This is a genomic window from Azoarcus olearius (assembly GCF_001682385.1).
GTDB classification, from domain to species: Bacteria; Pseudomonadota; Gammaproteobacteria; order Burkholderiales; family Rhodocyclaceae; genus Azoarcus; species Azoarcus olearius.
This window is the reverse complement of the sequence record NZ_CP016210.1, coordinates 2864976-2879866: the sequence shown is the minus strand read 5'-3', so window position 1 is coordinate 2879866 and position 14891 is coordinate 2864976. Positions and strand designations below refer to the sequence as shown.

Sequence of the window (14891 nt, the reverse complement as noted above, 5' to 3'; positions counted from 1 at the left end):
GTTTCGCAGTATTCAGGTTGGTGATGTGACGTATTCAATCTATTTTATGGATGTATAACACGCCTCGATCCATGATGGCGCCCATCGAACGTTTCATCACCGGGGCCAGCAATGGAACTGCATGTACAGCCGATCGACCGCAAGCTGAACTTCGAGATCGGTGCCAACCTGCTGGAGGTGCTGCGCAACGCCGAGGTGCCGATCTCCTACAGCTGCATGTCCGGTCGCTGCGGCACCTGCCGCTGCGAGGTGCGGGCCGGCGAGGTGCTGGACGCCGGCCCGGCAGCCGGGCGCAGCGGGCGCAACGGCCAGAGCGGCGTGCTCGCCTGTCAGGCGGTGCTCACCAGCGACTGCGTAATCGAAATCCCCGAGCCGGACGAGGTGGTGGTGCACCCGGCCCGCATCGTCAAGGCCACCGTCGCCGCGATCGAGGCCCCCACCCACGACATCCGCCGCCTGCGCCTGAAGCTCGCCAAGCCGCTGGACTTCTCGCCCGGCCAGTACGCCAGCCTGCAATTCACCCCGGAGCACATCCGGCCGTATTCGATGGCCGGGCTGGCGGGCGACGACGAGCAGGAGCTCCAGGTGCGGCGGGTCGAAGGCGGCCGCGTCAGCGCCTGGATCTTCGAGCAGTTGAAGGTGGGCGACGCGCTGCGGGTGTCCGGCCCGCTCGGCACCGCCTACCTGCGCCGCAAGCACGCGGGGCCGATGCTGTGTGTGGGCGGCGGCACCGGGCTGGCGCCTGTGCTCTCCATCGTGCGCGGCGCGCTCGAATCCGGCATGAAAAACCCCACCCACCTCTACTTCGGCGTGCGCAGCCCGCGCGACCTCTACGACGCCGACCGGCTGCAGTCGCTCGCCGACGCATACGACAACCTGACGGTGCACATCGTGGTCGCTACCGGCAACACCGATGCATCGCTGCGCAGCGGCTTGGTGACCGACGCGATTGCAGCCGACCACCGCAGTCTTGCCGGCTGGCGCGCCTACCTGTGCGGCGCGCCAGCGATGGTGGAGGCAGTGGGCTTGCTGGCGAACCGGCTGGGGATTGCGCCGAATCACGTGCATGCGGATGCGTTTTATCCGGCGGCGTGGTGAGGGTGGGTTTCAGTGATTGGACGGCAGGATTAGGTGACGCGTGCGCTCGGAGCGAGGGCTTTTGCTCCCTCCCCTTCGAGGGGGTGAGGACGGGGTTTCGGCGAACATCGCTCGCCGCCGGTCGAACGACGGTGCCCCTGGCACCGGCTACCGGGTTGGCCCGTTTTGCCCCCTCCCCTTCAAGGGGAGGGTTGGGGTGGGGATGGGGTTTCGCTCAGCAGTCGACGCCTTAACCCCATCCCCCTCCTAACCAGTAGTCTCGGCTTCGCCTCGCCGCTCCGCCGGCGGCATCGAGCAGTGCTCGATGAAACCCCGGCTACGCCCCCCTTGAAGGGGGAGGGATCACCCCCGGCTAGCAGTCTCTGCGCTCACCCAAGGACACAAAGCACCAAAACACAAACGAGGAGACACCCATGACCACACCATCCACCGTATTCCCCACCGGCGTCAGCTGGGAAACCGCCGGCACCAGCCGCATCCCCTTCAAGGTCTACACCGACGAGGAAGTCCACAAGCAGGAACTCGAACGCTTCTTCTACAAGGGCCACTGGAGCTACGTTGGCCTGGAGGCGGAGATCCCTGAGCCCGGCGACTTCAAGCGCACGGTGGTGGGCGAGCGGTCGGTGATCATGGTGCGCGACGCCGAGGGCGGCATCCGCGTGGTGGAGAACGTCTGTGCCCACCGCGGCATGCGCTTCTGCCGCGAGCGCCACGGCAACCGCAAGGAATTCGTCTGTCCCTACCACCAGTGGAACTACACGCTGAAGGGCGACCTGCAGGGCGTGCCTTTCCGGCGCGGCGTGAAGCAGGATGGCAAGGTCAATGGCGGCATGCCGGCGGACTTCAAGGTGGAGGACCACGGTCTCACCCAGCTCAAGGTGGCCACCCGCGGCGGCGTGGTGTTTGCCTCTTTCGACCACGAGGTCGAGCCGCTGGAGGACTACATCGGCCCGACCATCCTCCAGTACTTCGACCGCCTCTTCAACGGCCGCAAGCTGCGCATCCTCGGCTACAACCGGCAGCGCATTCCTGGCAACTGGAAGCTGATGCAGGAGAACATCAAGGACCCGTACCACCCCGGTTTGCTGCACACCTGGTTCGTCACCTTCGGGCTCTGGCGTGCCGACAACAAGTCCGAACTCAAGATGGACGCGCACGGCCGCCATGCGGCGATGATCTCGACGCGCGGGCAGGGCGGCAAGGCGGCGCAGGTGACCCAGGTGCCGAGCTTCAAGGAGAGCATGCAGCTGAACGACCCGCGCTTCCTCGACATCGTGCCCGAGCCCTGGTGGAACGGCCCGACCGCGGTGATGACCACGCTGTTCCCGAGCGTGATCCTGCAGCAGCAGGTCAACAGCGTCTCCACCCGCCACATCCAGCCCGACGGCCATGGTTCCTTCGACTTCGTGTGGACCCACTTCGCCTTCGAGGACGATGACGACGAGATGCTGCAGCGCCGCCTGCGCCAGGCCAACCTTTTCGGCCCGGCCGGCTTCGTCTCCGCCGATGACGGCGAGGTCATCGAGTTCTCGCAGGAAGGTTTCGAGCAGAAGCCCTTCCACCGCGCGCTGGCCGAACTCGGCGGCCGCGCGGTCGACCTCCACACCGACCACATGGTCACCGAAACGCTGATCCGCGGCATGTACGGCTACTGGCGCCGGGTGATGGAGGAGGGCGGCGGGCCCGGCGGAAGCACACCGCAGGCTGGCGGTGCGGAGGTGTCCCAATGAGCAGCAACGCGATCGAAATGAACTTCGCCGACTGGTTCGAACTGACCAATCTCTACGCCGACTACGCCCGCGCGGTCGATTCCGGCGACTGGGACCTGTGGCCGGAGTTCTTTACCGAGGACTGCCTCTACCGCCTGGTGCCGCGCGAAAACCACGAACGCGGCTTTCCGCTGGCAACGCTGTCCTTCGACAGCAAGGGCATGCTCAAGGACCGCGTCTACGGCATCCGCGAAACCCTGTTCCACGACCCCTACTACCAGCGCCACGTCACCGGCGCGCCGGTGGTGCGCAAGGTGGAAGCCGTGGCCGGCAGCGTGCGTTGGCACTGCGAAGCCAACTACGCGGTATTCCGCACCAAGCTCTCGGAAGTGAGCACGGTGTTCAACGTCGGCCGCTATCTCGACGTCGTGGAGCGCACCCCGGCCGGCCTCAAGTTCGCCGAGCGCATCTGCGTGTACGACAGCGAGATGATCCCCAACTCCATCATCTATCCCATCTGAACGAAGCCTGACGCCGGCGGCCCGCGGGCTGCCGGCGCGGAGGAGACGACATGAGCAACATCGAATGGATTGCCGCCGCCGAACTGGACGCGGTGCCGCAGGACGACGTGATCGGCGTCGAGATCGGCGGGCGCGACATCGCGCTCTACAGCGTCGATGGCGAGATCTACGCCAGCGACAACATCTGCACCCATGGCCACGCCCGCCTGTGCGACGGCTTTCTCGACGGCCACGAGATCGAATGCCCGCTGCATCAGGGCAAGTTCGACGTGCGCTCGGGCAAGGCGCTGTGCGCGCCGCTCACCGAGGACATCCGCTGCTATCCGGTGAAGATCGAGGACGGCCGCGTTTTCCTCGCGCTCGCGTGAACGCCGCTGCGGCGTCGATTTGATTTCGTTACCCGCGCCGTCGCGGGGCTGAATCCGCGGTCGGGCCGGGAGCCGGTCCGGCACGCGGGCATAACGGAATCGAAGCGATGAAGCGCAAGGCCGCGGGGAAAGGCGGCAGGCAGGACGGGACGAAGGCGGTAGCGGACGCAGCGGCGCCGTCGCGTCTGGCGTGGTGGCCTTGCCGGTGTCGACGATGCGGGTTTCGCTGGAACCGAGGAAGGGCTCGACATCCTGGCGCAGGCGCTCCGGGGTATCCAGCTGTTGTCTGGCGATGGTGGCTGGTTGGCCAATTCCTGCAGCGCCTTTGCCGGGTACCGCCGGATGCGGCTGCCGGCGCCGCTGGAAATTCCGCAATTCCACTCCAGGGACGTTTGGGCGGCCGATCGAGGCCCTGTCTTAAGCCCTTCCGGTGCGGACGCGTCCCCTGCATTGCCGGTCCGTCTGCTGTCTTCGGGGGTAAACCTGATTGTGCTTCGGCGGTCGCTGCCTTTTGCACGACGCGGTCGGCGGCAGCAGGTCTGACGGTCGTCGTTGACCGTAGATTTATTATCACTAGATAATAAAAATCATTCTCAACTGTACTACACAGCCAGCCAGACTGTTGCCGGTCCGCCAGCCAGATTGCCGGGTTTTCCGGCCTTCCTTTCGGAGGCTCCCATGCACACCGTCACTTCATCCGGTTCGATCGCCGACCTCTACCGCAATCATCACGGCTGGCTGCACGGTCTGTTGCGCCGGCGGCTCGGCAACGCTTGCGATGCGGCCGATCTGGCTCACGATGCCTTTCTGCGCCTGATTGCCAAACCGCGTCAGTTCGACAGTGCGGAGGGGGCGAGGGCCTACCTCAGCACCGTGGCCAAGGGTTTGTGCGTCGATTTGTGGCGCCGCCGCGAAGTCGAGCAGGCCTGGCTGGAGGCATTGTCCGCCCAACCGGAAGCGGTGGTGCCTTCGGCCGAGCACTGCGCTGTCATCCTCGAGACCCTGTACGAGATTGACGCAATGCTCGCCCGCCTGCCGGTGAAGGCGGCCCACGCCTTCGTGATGGCGATGGCCTATGGCATGACGGACAAGGAAGTGGCGGGCGAGCTTGGCGTTTCCGATCGCATGGTGCGCAAGTACATGAGCCAGGCCATGTTGCACTGCATGGAGTTGCAGCTGCGTCACGAACTGGAACTGCAGCCACAGCGGACCCCGGCGCTGTCGGAGGGGTGAGGTGAAACCAGGATCATGGTCTGTGTGCGTGCGGCGCCTGGGAGGGGCATTCCCGGGCTTGCGGCGGTTTGGTGGCGAATGACATGGACATCGACGACCCGCAGCCCACTGCCGCTGACGCCGCGATCGCCATTCCGTCGCACGAGGTCATGCAGCAGGCCGCCGAATGGTTCGCGCTGCTTCGATCTGGTGCGGCGACGGGGCAGGACCATGCTGCATGGCAGCATTGGCTCGATTGCAGCAGCGAGCATCGCGGTGCCTGGCAGTACGTCGAAACAATCAGCCGCCGCTTCAATCCGCTGCGTGCCGGGACAGACCCGCGGCCGGCGGTGACAGCCCTCCAGACGCTCGGTACAAAGCGCAGGCAGCGCCGCCAATGGCTCAACGGCATGGCCGCGCTGGCAGGCGTGGGACTGTTGGGTGGTGTGATGTGGCGTCAGACGCCGGCCGGCAGCGTCCTGGCCTGGGCTGCGGATTACCGCAGTGCAAGGGGCGAGATCCGCGACATCGTCCTGGCCGACCAGACTCGCATCTGGCTGAATACGGCGAGCGCATTCAATGTCGACTACCGGCCGGACGTCCGCCGGGTGCGGCTGCTGGCTGGCGAAATGCTGATCAAGACCGCAGCCGACCGCATGAGACCCTTCGCTGCCGAAACCTGTCATGGGACCCTGCGTGCCTTGGGTACGCGATTCGCGGTACGTCTCATCGAGGAGAACACCTTTCTCGCGGTTTATGAAGGCGCCGTCGAGCTGCGGACGGCGGATACCGGCAGAACGCGCGTGATCGCGGCCGGAGAGCAGGTCCGCTTCACCGCTACGGAAATCGCCACCCCCGAGCCGGCCAGCCGCGCACGCGAGGCATGGGCACAGGGGGTGCTGCTGGCCGAGGACATTTCCTTGCGCGAACTGGTAGCGGAACTCGGCCGCTATCGCACCGGCCATCTTGGCGTTTCTCCCGAGGTTGCCGGACTGCGCGTGCTGGGCGGTTACCCGCTGCAGGATACGGACAAGGCACTGGCTATGCTGGAGCGCGTGCTGCCGATCGAGGTCCGGCGCACTTTGCCTTGGTGGGTCAGCATCGAAGCGCGGCGGGAGTGACGGTCGGCGCTGCGGCGATGATCTGACATTTTTTCGGAATGGGTTCCGGTTTTTGCACGCTCGTTCGATTCACGGGATGAAACATCGTCCTGTCGATCAACCTGCCGAGAGAACCCTCAGTGAAGTCCACCGTCGTCCCCGCCGTCACCCCCGTCCAGGCGCATCGATTTATCGCTCGCCGCCTGGAGCTGATCGTCCGTGCCGTCTTCGCCGGCATTCTGCTGAGCCCCGCGGCGCAGATGCCTGCGGCGCAGGCGCAGCAGTCGTCCGCCGCCGTGCGCAGCTACAGTATTCCGGCCGGGCCGCTGACGGTGGTGCTGACGCGCTTCGTCGGCGAATCCGGCATTTTCCTCGCCGGGATGGCCGAACTGGCCCAGGGCAAGGCCAGCCCCGGTCTGCAGGGGGCTTACTCGGTCGGGTCGGGGCTGCAGGCGCTGCTTGCCGGCACCGGCCTCGAGGCCGTCGCATCGCCCAATGGCGAGTATGTGCTGCGCAGGCTTGCCGCGCCTTCGGGGGCAGACATGGTGCTGCCGGCCGTCACCGTGGCTGCGGCTGCAGCCAGCCAGGTTACCGAAGGGACGGGGGCGTATACGGTGAGGTCGGCGAGTACCGCGACCCGGCTGGATTTGTCGCCGCGCGAAACGCCGCAGTCGCTCAGCGTGGTGACCCGCGCCGTGATGGACGACTTCAGCCTGACCAGCGTCAACGACATGCTGGCCACGGCAACCGGCGTCAATGTCGAGCTGGTCGAACCCGACCGGACCTACTTCTCGGTGCGGGGTTTCGAGGTGTCCAATTTCCTTGTCGATGGCATCGGCCTGCCTTTTGCCACTGGCGATCAACTGGGCGATCTCGATACCGCGCCCTACGATCGTGTCGAGATCCTGCGCGGCGCCAATGGTCTGCTCGCAGCCACCGGCAATCCGTCCGGCACCATCAATTTCGTGCGCAAGCGGCCGACGGATCAACTGCAGGCCTCAGCCGCATTGACGCTGGGGTCGTGGAGCAACAGACGCATCGATGGCGACGTCGCGGGGCCGCTCAACGAGTCGGGTTCGCTGCGTGGCCGTCTGATCGCCGCCGCGCAGAAGAAGGATTCTTACCTCGACCGCTACTCGCTGGAAAAGAACGTGTTTTCGGTTGTGCTCGAGGCCGATCTCGCGCCGGACACTTTGCTGACCTTCGGTCATGCGGAGCAGCACAACAGGCCCAAGGGCACGATGTGGGGTGCATTGCCGCTTTACTACACCGACGGTACGCCGACCGACTACTCGACCTCGGCCAGCGTCGGTACGGACTGGACCTACTGGAATACCGACGACATCCACACTTTCGTCGAGTTGAGGCAGAACCTCGCCGATGGCTGGCAGGCAAAGGGAACGGTGATCCGGCGCGAGCTGAAGTCGGACGGAAAACTCCTTTATCTCAGCGGCGTGGCCGATCGCACCACGGGCGCAGGCCTGACGAGCTGGCCGTCGGAATACGATCACACCGAACGTCAATGGGGGAGCGATCTGCATGTGTCCGGCCCCTTCACCCTGGGGGGGCGACGTCATGAACTGGTGCTCGGCGTCAATTGGGCGGAGAGCAAGAACCGTCTGCACTCCAGGGATGACGACACCGGCCTGCCGCTCACCGAGTATGAAGCACTGGCCGGCCACTTCCCGGAGCCGGCTTTCGACGCCGGCCTGACCGGGGCCGCCGCCTTCACCAACCGGCGCAGCAGTCTCTACGCGACCGCCCGCTTCAACCTTACCGATGATCTGAAACTGATCACCGGTGCCAGCGTCACCCGGGCCACCAGCTCTGGCATGCAGTACGGTGTCGTCCACGACTACCGCGAAACCCGGACCACGCCCTACCTCGGCGTGGTCTACGACCTCGACGACCGGCATAGCGTCTATGCCAGCTACGCCGGCATCTTCAGCCCGCAGCACCAGATCGAGCAGAGCGGCAGCGTGATGAGTCCGATCGAAGGGCGCAATGTCGAGATCGGCGCCAAGGGTGAATGGTTCGACCAGCGCTTGAACGGCAGCGTGGCGCTCTTCCGTACCAAGCAGGACAACACCGCCGAGTATGCCGGCTTTGCCAACGGCAGGTCGTATTACAGCGGCGTGGATGCAACGACCACCGGCTTCGAACTGGATTTGTCCGGGCGGGTGACGTCGATCTGGGATATCAGCGCCGGTTACACCCAGTTCCGGCTCGAGGACGAAGACGGCCACGACGTCCGCACCTACGTGCCGCGGCGAACCCTGCGGCTGACCTCCACGGTCAGGATTCCCTTCGTCCCCGGCCTGAAGCTCGGCGCCAACCTGAAATGGCAGGACGACATCCATCGGGACCAGGGCGGCGGCATCGTCACGAAGCAGAAGAGCTACGCCTTGCTCGATCTGATGGCCAGCTACGAGATCGACAAGCACTTCAACCTGATCGCCAAAGTCGGCAACGTCACCGACGAGAAATACCTGAACAGCCTGCTCTGGGCCCAGAGCTACTACGGCGCACCGCTGAACGGCAGCGTGACGCTGCAGTGGAAGTACTGAATCCGGTTTCCAGGCTTGCCGCGGCGGGCGGGGGCGGTTTCTCCCGTCCGCCAAAGGCGGCCTGCGTCCTCGATATCGAAGTGGCACAGTCAAGGGAGTCTTCTAATGACCAGGGATGCGATACACGATTTCGTTGCCATCGGGCTAGGGCCGTTCAATCTGAGCCTGGCCTGCCTGACCGAACCGCTGTCCGATCTGGATGGCGTCTTTCTCGAACGCAATATGGAGTTCAACTGGCATCCGGGCATCCTGATCGACGGGACCACCTTGCAGAATCCCTTCCTGGCCGACCTGGTGAGCCTGGCCGATCCATGCAGCCGCTTCAGCTTTCTGAACTACTGCAAGGAGGAAGGCCGGATCTATGCGTTCTACATCCGGGAGAACTATTACCTGGACCGTACCGAATACAACCGCTATTGCCGATGGGTGGTGTCCCGGCTGTCGAACATCCGCTTTCAGCATGATGTCCGCGAGATCAGGTACGACAAGGAGCAGGCGTGCTATGTGGTGGAGGGCGTCCGGGGCGAGAGCCGCCTGCCGTTCTCGCTGCGTTGCCGCCGGCTGGTGGTCGGTGTCGGCACCTTGCCGGCCTTGCCGCCCTGCTGCGGCGACCGAGGGCACCGTTACCTGCATACGGCCGACTACCTGGACAACAAGCAGGCGCTGCTCCAGCGGCGTTCCATCACCATCGTTGGCAGCGGACAAAGTGCCGCGGAAGTCTATTACGACCTGCTCAAGGCATCCGACGCCCATGACTACAGCCTGACCTGGCTGACGCGCTCGCCCGGCTTCTTCCAGATGGAGAATACCAAGCTCACGCTGGAGATGATTTCTCCGGATTACATCGACTACTTCTATCACCTGCCGGAGGGCAAACGGGAAGCCCTGCTCGGCACCCAGGGCAGCCTCTACAAGGGCGTCAACGCCAGCCTGATCAATCAGATCTACGACCTGCTTGACGACAAGCGCAAACGGGGCACGCTGCGCTCGCATCTGGTCTCGAATTGCGAAGTCCGCGAATGCCGTTACGACCTCAATGACGACAGCTATGACATACGCTTTCGTCAGGTCGACCATGAAGAAGACTATCGCTACCGCAGCGACAGCGTGATCTTCGCCACCGGTTACGAGCACCGTGTACCGGCCCTCATCGACGGCATCCGCGACCGCATCCGTTGGGATGCCAACGGGCGTTACCGGCTGGCGCACAACTACACCGCCGATTTCAATGGCAACGAGATATTCGTGCAGAACGGCGGGTTGCACACGCATGGTCTGACCAATATCGACATCGGCATGAGTTGCCACCGCAACGCCTACATCATCCGCGAGATGACCGGCATCGATTACTACAAGCTGGAGCAACGGATAGCGATACAGGATTTTGCGGTGCCGGAAGGCGCAGGCTTCGTCAGGCTCTCCGAAGCCGGCAGCCTATGAGCCTCAAATTCAACATCATCCTGATGACCGCCTTCGCCGTCATCAGCGATGCCGTCCTGATTCCCTTCTATCCCCAGTTCTTTCTGGGGCGATACGGCGTGGAGAGTGCGGTGCACGTCGGCGCCTATGTTGCCGCCATCTCGATCGCGGTGATGTGCACCTTGCCGTTCTGGGCGCGCCTGAGCCGGCGGGTGGAGCCCCTGCATCTGCTGGTCTATACCCAGTTCGCCGCGGGCTGCTTCAGCGTGCTGAGCTTGTGGGCGCAGGGCGTGGCGGCCTATTGGGTCCTGTCCATGCTGATGTTCATATGCAAGAGCAGCTACCTGCTGATGTATCCCTACCTGATGCGGCTCGAGCCGCCCGAGAAGCACGCGGGAACGATAGGCCTGTTGTCGGTGGTGGTGCATTTCGGCGCCATCTCCGGAGCGGTGGTCGGTGGCTTCGTGATGGAAACCTGGGGACCGTCCGGCAGCATCCTGGCGATGGCGGCGGGGGATTTCTTCCAGATGGCAGTGTGCTTCCACCTGATCCGCAGCGGCCGGATGGTCCGCGTCAACGCGGCGGCAGCGCCTGCGGAAGAGGCGGTCGCTGTCGCGTGGTTCAGGAAACTGCGCATACGGCTTTCCATCCTCCGGTTGGCACTCGTCATGCTGGTTTTCGATGCGGGGGTCTATCTGGTCAGGCCCTTCTTCGCGGTCTATTGGCAGCAGGTCTCCGGTCAGGACAGCGAACTGCTCGCGGGCGCGGCATTCGCCATTCCGGGCGCGGTCGCGGTGCTGGCGCTGTTCATCAACGCCCGTATCCGCGCCAGTGGCGGACGCTTGCCGAACCATACCTCGGGCAATCTGCTGCTCGGCATCGCGGGCTTGCTGCTGCAGGCAGCGCCGCATGTGGAATTGATCGTGATCGGCCGCTGCCTGTACGGCTGGGCGGTGTTCCAGATCGTCGTCAAGCTGGACGTGTTCCTGTTTCGCATGAGTACGCCGCAGCACTATGCGCAGGACTACAGCATTACCAACTTCTTCCAGAATCTGGGCGTCTTGCTGTCGTCATTTGCCGCGGGGGCGGTTGTCGAGCGTTACGGCCTGTCGGTGCCCTTTGTGCTGGGGGCAATCGCCTTTGCGCTCGCTGCCGTGCTCGCCCGCCTGCTCCTTGCGGCGCCTGCCGCCGAGCCGCAGGAAGCGTCCGTCACCGTCCGGGAGGTGCCTGCCCGTGCCGATTGAGACCCCGCATCGCAGGAGCGACTTCCCCGGTATCCATCGCCAGGAGGGGCCGTTCGCGTTTCGACTGCTGCGGATCCCGGAAGACATCCCGATGCTGCATGACTGGTTCACGCGGGATTACGCACGCTTCTGGCTCATGCAGGACAAGGGGGAAGACGAAATCCGGCAAATCTACCAGGACCTGATGAGCTCCGGCCAAGCCACGGCCTATATCGGCCTGTACGTCGGTCAGCCAGCCTTCCTGATCGAATGCTATGACCCGCGCTACGACCGGGTTGCCCAGCACTACCCGGTGAAGCCCGGCGATCTCGGCATGCATCTCTTCATGGGGCCGGCAAAGGAACGGATTGCCGGCTTCACCCTGGCGGCTTTCAAGGCATTGATGCGCTTCATGTTCGTTCATCTGGACGCGCAGCGGATCGTGGTTGAACCGGATGTCGACAACCACAAGATCCACGCCCTGAATCAAGCCGTTGGCTTCACCTGTCATCGCACGGTTGTTTTCGCAGAAAAACTAGCCGGTCTTGCCTTCTGCACCAGGTCGGATTTTGAGAACGCCACGCAGACCCTTCTCGAGGAAGCCCTTTCATGAACGCCGCCATTCCCCAGCCGCTGCTGAAGCAACCTATCGAAGCCACGCTGCACCTGACGCCGGAGGCTTGGGCTGAAGCCAATCGTCGGCTGATACGCAAGGCACTGTCCGAATTCGCCCACGAAGTGATCATCGAGCCCGAGCGGCTGGCCGGTGCCGGTGCAGGAGGCTTCCAGCCATACCAGATTCACTCCGATGATGGCAGCACGCGCTACCGGTTCCAGGCACGGGTGCTGGCCTTGCGCCACTGGCACATTCCGGCGGAGTCCATCCAGCGACTGGTGGACGACGAGTTGCAGGTGCTCGATGCCCTGCAGTTCATCATTGATGTGCGCGGACGGCTCGGCATCAAGGAAGAATTGCTGCCGGTCTATCTCGACGAGATCAGCAGTACGCTCTATGGCGCGGCCTACAAGTACATGAAGGCCGACGCGCCGAGCGCGGCGGCGTTGGCGGACACCGAGGATTTCCAGCGCATCGAGACCGCCATGACCGAGGGGCACCCCGGATTCGTCGCGAATAACGGACGGCTGGGTTTTGGCGCCCTGGATTACCAGGCCTATGCGCCGGAAGCCGGGTCGCCGTTCCGGATCGTCTGGCTGGCAGTGCATAAGGAGAATGCCAGCTTCGCCAGCCTGTCCGATCTGAGCTACCGGCAACTGATCGATGAAGAGCTTGGACGGCCCACCGTCGAACGCTTCGGCGCGATCGTCTCCGGCCTGGGTGAGAACGCGGACGACTACTTCTTCATGCCGGCGCACCCGTGGCAGTGGTTCAACAAGCTGTCCATCGTCTTTGCGTCCTACGTCGCCCGGCGCAAGATCATCTGCCTCGGTCACGGGGACGACGACTATCTGGCCCAGCAGTCGATCCGCACCTTCTTCAACGTCAGCGACCGCAGCAAGCGCTACGTCAAGACCTCGCTGTCCATCCTGAACATGGGGTTCATGCGGGGTCTGTCGCCGTACTACATGTCCGGCACCCCGGCCATCAACGAGTACATCAAGGGCGTGATCGACAACGACGCCTATCTCCGGCGCAATGGCTTCAACATTCTGCGCGAGGTGGCTTCGCTCGGCTTCCGGAATTACTACTACGAAGCCGCCATCGAAGCCGACAGCCAGTACAAGAAGATGTTCTCGGCATTGTGGCGCGAAAGTCCGCTAGCGCTGCTCCAGCCGGGCGAGCGGCTGATGACGATGGCAGCGTTGCTGCATGTCGACCGGAACGGTGCGGCGCTGCTGCCCGAATTGATCCGCCGCTCGGAACTGGGCGTGGTGGAATGGCTGAAGCGCTATCTCGACGCCTATCTGGCGCCTCTGGTGCATTGCTTCTATATGCACGATCTGGTGTTCATGCCGCATGGGGAAAACCTGATCATGGTGCTGTCGGACCATGCGCCGGTGCGGGTGTTGATGAAGGACATCGCGGAGGAGTCCGCCATTCTGGATGTCTCGGCCAGGGATCGACTGCCCGCGGCGGTGCGAAGACTTGCTGTCGATGTACCCGACCGGGTGAAGCTGCTGGCCATCTTCATCGACGTCTTCGATGGCTTTTTCCGCTACCTGAACGAAATTCTCGTCGACAACGCCTGCTGCGGCGAAGAGACGTTCTGGGAACTGGTGGCGGCGTGCATCGCCGGGTATCAGCGCGCTCATCCGGAGCTGGCAGAGAAATACCGTGCGTACGATCTCTTCGCGCCCGAGTTCCTGCATTCCTGCCTCAACCGTCTGCAATTGAGCAATAACCTGCAGATGATCAATCTCGCCGACCCGGCTGCCAATCTGAAAATGGCAGGAAATCTGCACAATCCCATCGCCCGGTTTCGGCCGTGACCCGGTTTCGCATTTTCGGATAGATACTACGGGAGGCCGGAACCATGTCCGACATCGGCAATCGCGCAATGCTTGCGCGCGCGGCGTCACAGCTGCCCGTCGAATGCTATTTCGACGAAAAGCTCTTCGAACTGGAAAAGAGGCTGTTGTTCGATGCAGGGCCGGGCTACGTCGGCCATGAGCTGATGGTGCCGGAACTGTACGACTACCGTTCGCAGGAATGGAACGACCACGCATGCCTGATCGTGCGCCAGGCGGACGGCATCTACGAGATGTCCAACGTCTGCCGTCACCGTCAGGCCATCATGTTGCAGGGAGCGGGCAATGCGGACAGGCTGGTCTGCCCGATCCATCGTTGGAGCTACGGTACCGACGGCCGTCTGGTCGTCGCACCGTATTTTCCGGCGAATCCCTGCCTCGACCTGAGCCGGCGCAAGCTGGAGTGCTGGAAGGGATTGCTGTTCAGGGGGCCGCGTTCCGCGAAGGCCGATCTTGCCGGAATGTCCATGGCCGCGGAGTTCGATTTCACCGGCTACCGGCTGCACCATGTCGAACTGCGTGGGTGCAACTACAACTGGAAAACCTTCATCGAGATCTATCTCGAGGATTACCACGTCGTTCCGTTTCATCCCGGGCTTGGCCGCTTCGTGACCTGCGACGACCTGACCTGGCAGTTTGGCGAATGGTATTCGGTCCAGCGCGTCGGCATCACCGCATTGGACAGACCGGGTTCGGCCACCTATGGCGACTGGCACAAGGCGGTGCTCGACTACTCCGCCGGCCAGACACCACGGCATGGCGCGATCTGGCTGACCTACTTTCCCAACATCATGGTCGAGTGGTATCCCCACGTGCTGGTTGTGTCGACCTTGATTCCGCAGGGCGTCGCCCGGACGCTCAACGTGGTCGAGTTCTACTACCCGGAGGACATCGCGCTGTTCAAACCGGAATTCGCCCGCGCGGAGCAGGCCGCGTACATGGAAACCGGCATCGAGGATGACGACATCGGCGAGCGCATGGATCGTGGCCGGCGGGCCTTGATGCTGCAGGGGCGCAGTGAAATCGGGCCCTACCAGTCGCCGATGGAAGACGGCATGCAGCATTTTCACGAGTTCTACCGACGCTTGATGAGCGGGCATATCTGACATCGCCGCCGCTGAGGGCTGGTACGACCTTTCTTGAACTTCTACGCGATGCGCTTCTTTCTCGTCCGCATGCACCGGTAC

General features: G+C 63.6%; 12 protein-coding genes. All 12 read left to right on the top strand.

Annotation, left to right across the window (positions count from 1 at the left end; all coding sequences use genetic code 11):
• Positions 1-111 precede the first annotated feature (111 nt).
• The 12 genes from dqs_RS13175 to dqs_RS13120 all read left to right on the top strand — a co-directional run bounded on the left by dqs_RS13175 (position 112) and on the right by dqs_RS13120 (position 14810).
• A complete protein-coding gene (locus dqs_RS13175) occupies positions 112-1098 on the top strand; it encodes a 2Fe-2S iron-sulfur cluster-binding protein (protein WP_065340771.1) in 987 nt (328 codons plus the stop codon).
• 413 nt (positions 1099-1511) lie between these two features.
• Entirely contained in the window at positions 1512-2828 is a 1317-nt protein-coding gene (locus dqs_RS13170; RefSeq protein WP_065340770.1) for an aromatic ring-hydroxylating dioxygenase subunit alpha, read from the top strand.
• A complete protein-coding gene (locus tag dqs_RS13165) occupies positions 2825-3328 on the top strand; it encodes an aromatic-ring-hydroxylating dioxygenase subunit beta (protein ID WP_084018512.1) in 504 nt (167 codons plus the stop codon). Before dqs_RS13170 ends, dqs_RS13165 begins: the two co-directional genes overlap by 4 nt.
• A gap of 50 nt (positions 3329-3378) precedes the next feature.
• Positions 3379-3696 (top strand): non-heme iron oxygenase ferredoxin subunit, encoded by a 318-nt coding sequence (locus tag dqs_RS13160; protein WP_065340769.1) that lies wholly within the window; start codon positions 3379-3381, stop codon positions 3694-3696.
• A gap of 678 nt (positions 3697-4374) precedes the next feature.
• A complete protein-coding gene (locus dqs_RS13155; RefSeq protein WP_011766240.1) occupies positions 4375-4929 on the top strand; it encodes a sigma-70 family RNA polymerase sigma factor in 555 nt (184 codons plus the stop codon).
• Positions 4930-5012: 83 nt separating this feature from the next.
• On the top strand, positions 5013-6029 hold the full coding sequence (locus dqs_RS13150; protein ID WP_179947990.1) for a FecR domain-containing protein: 1017 nt from the start codon (positions 5013-5015) through the stop codon (positions 6027-6029).
• A gap of 119 nt (positions 6030-6148) precedes the next feature.
• A complete protein-coding gene (locus dqs_RS13145; protein WP_065340768.1) occupies positions 6149-8575 on the top strand; it encodes a TonB-dependent siderophore receptor in 2427 nt (808 codons plus the stop codon).
• Positions 8576-8680: 105 nt separating this feature from the next.
• Positions 8681-10015, top strand: coding sequence for a lysine N(6)-hydroxylase/L-ornithine N(5)-oxygenase family protein (locus tag dqs_RS13140; RefSeq protein ID WP_065340767.1), 1335 nt, complete (start codon positions 8681-8683; stop codon positions 10013-10015).
• Between the two features lie 23 nt (positions 10016-10038).
• Positions 10039-11238: an MFS transporter gene (locus dqs_RS13135; RefSeq protein WP_221405612.1), complete on the top strand. Its 1200-nt coding sequence runs from the start codon at positions 10039-10041 to the stop codon at positions 11236-11238.
• Positions 11228-11830 carry a GNAT family N-acetyltransferase gene (locus tag dqs_RS13130; protein ID WP_221405611.1) on the top strand — a complete coding sequence of 201 codons (603 nt, stop codon included), beginning with the start codon at positions 11228-11230 and terminating at the stop codon, positions 11828-11830. Before dqs_RS13135 ends, dqs_RS13130 begins: the two co-directional genes overlap by 11 nt.
• Entirely contained in the window at positions 11827-13665 is a 1839-nt protein-coding gene (locus dqs_RS13125) for an IucA/IucC family protein (protein WP_065340765.1), read from the top strand. The genes dqs_RS13130 and dqs_RS13125 overlap by 4 nt, the downstream gene beginning before the upstream one ends.
• Before the next feature lie 44 nt (positions 13666-13709).
• Positions 13710-14810 carry an aromatic ring-hydroxylating oxygenase subunit alpha gene (locus tag dqs_RS13120; protein WP_065340764.1) on the top strand — a complete coding sequence of 367 codons (1101 nt, stop codon included), beginning with the start codon at positions 13710-13712 and terminating at the stop codon, positions 14808-14810.
• The last annotated feature ends 81 nt before the right edge of the window (positions 14811-14891 follow it).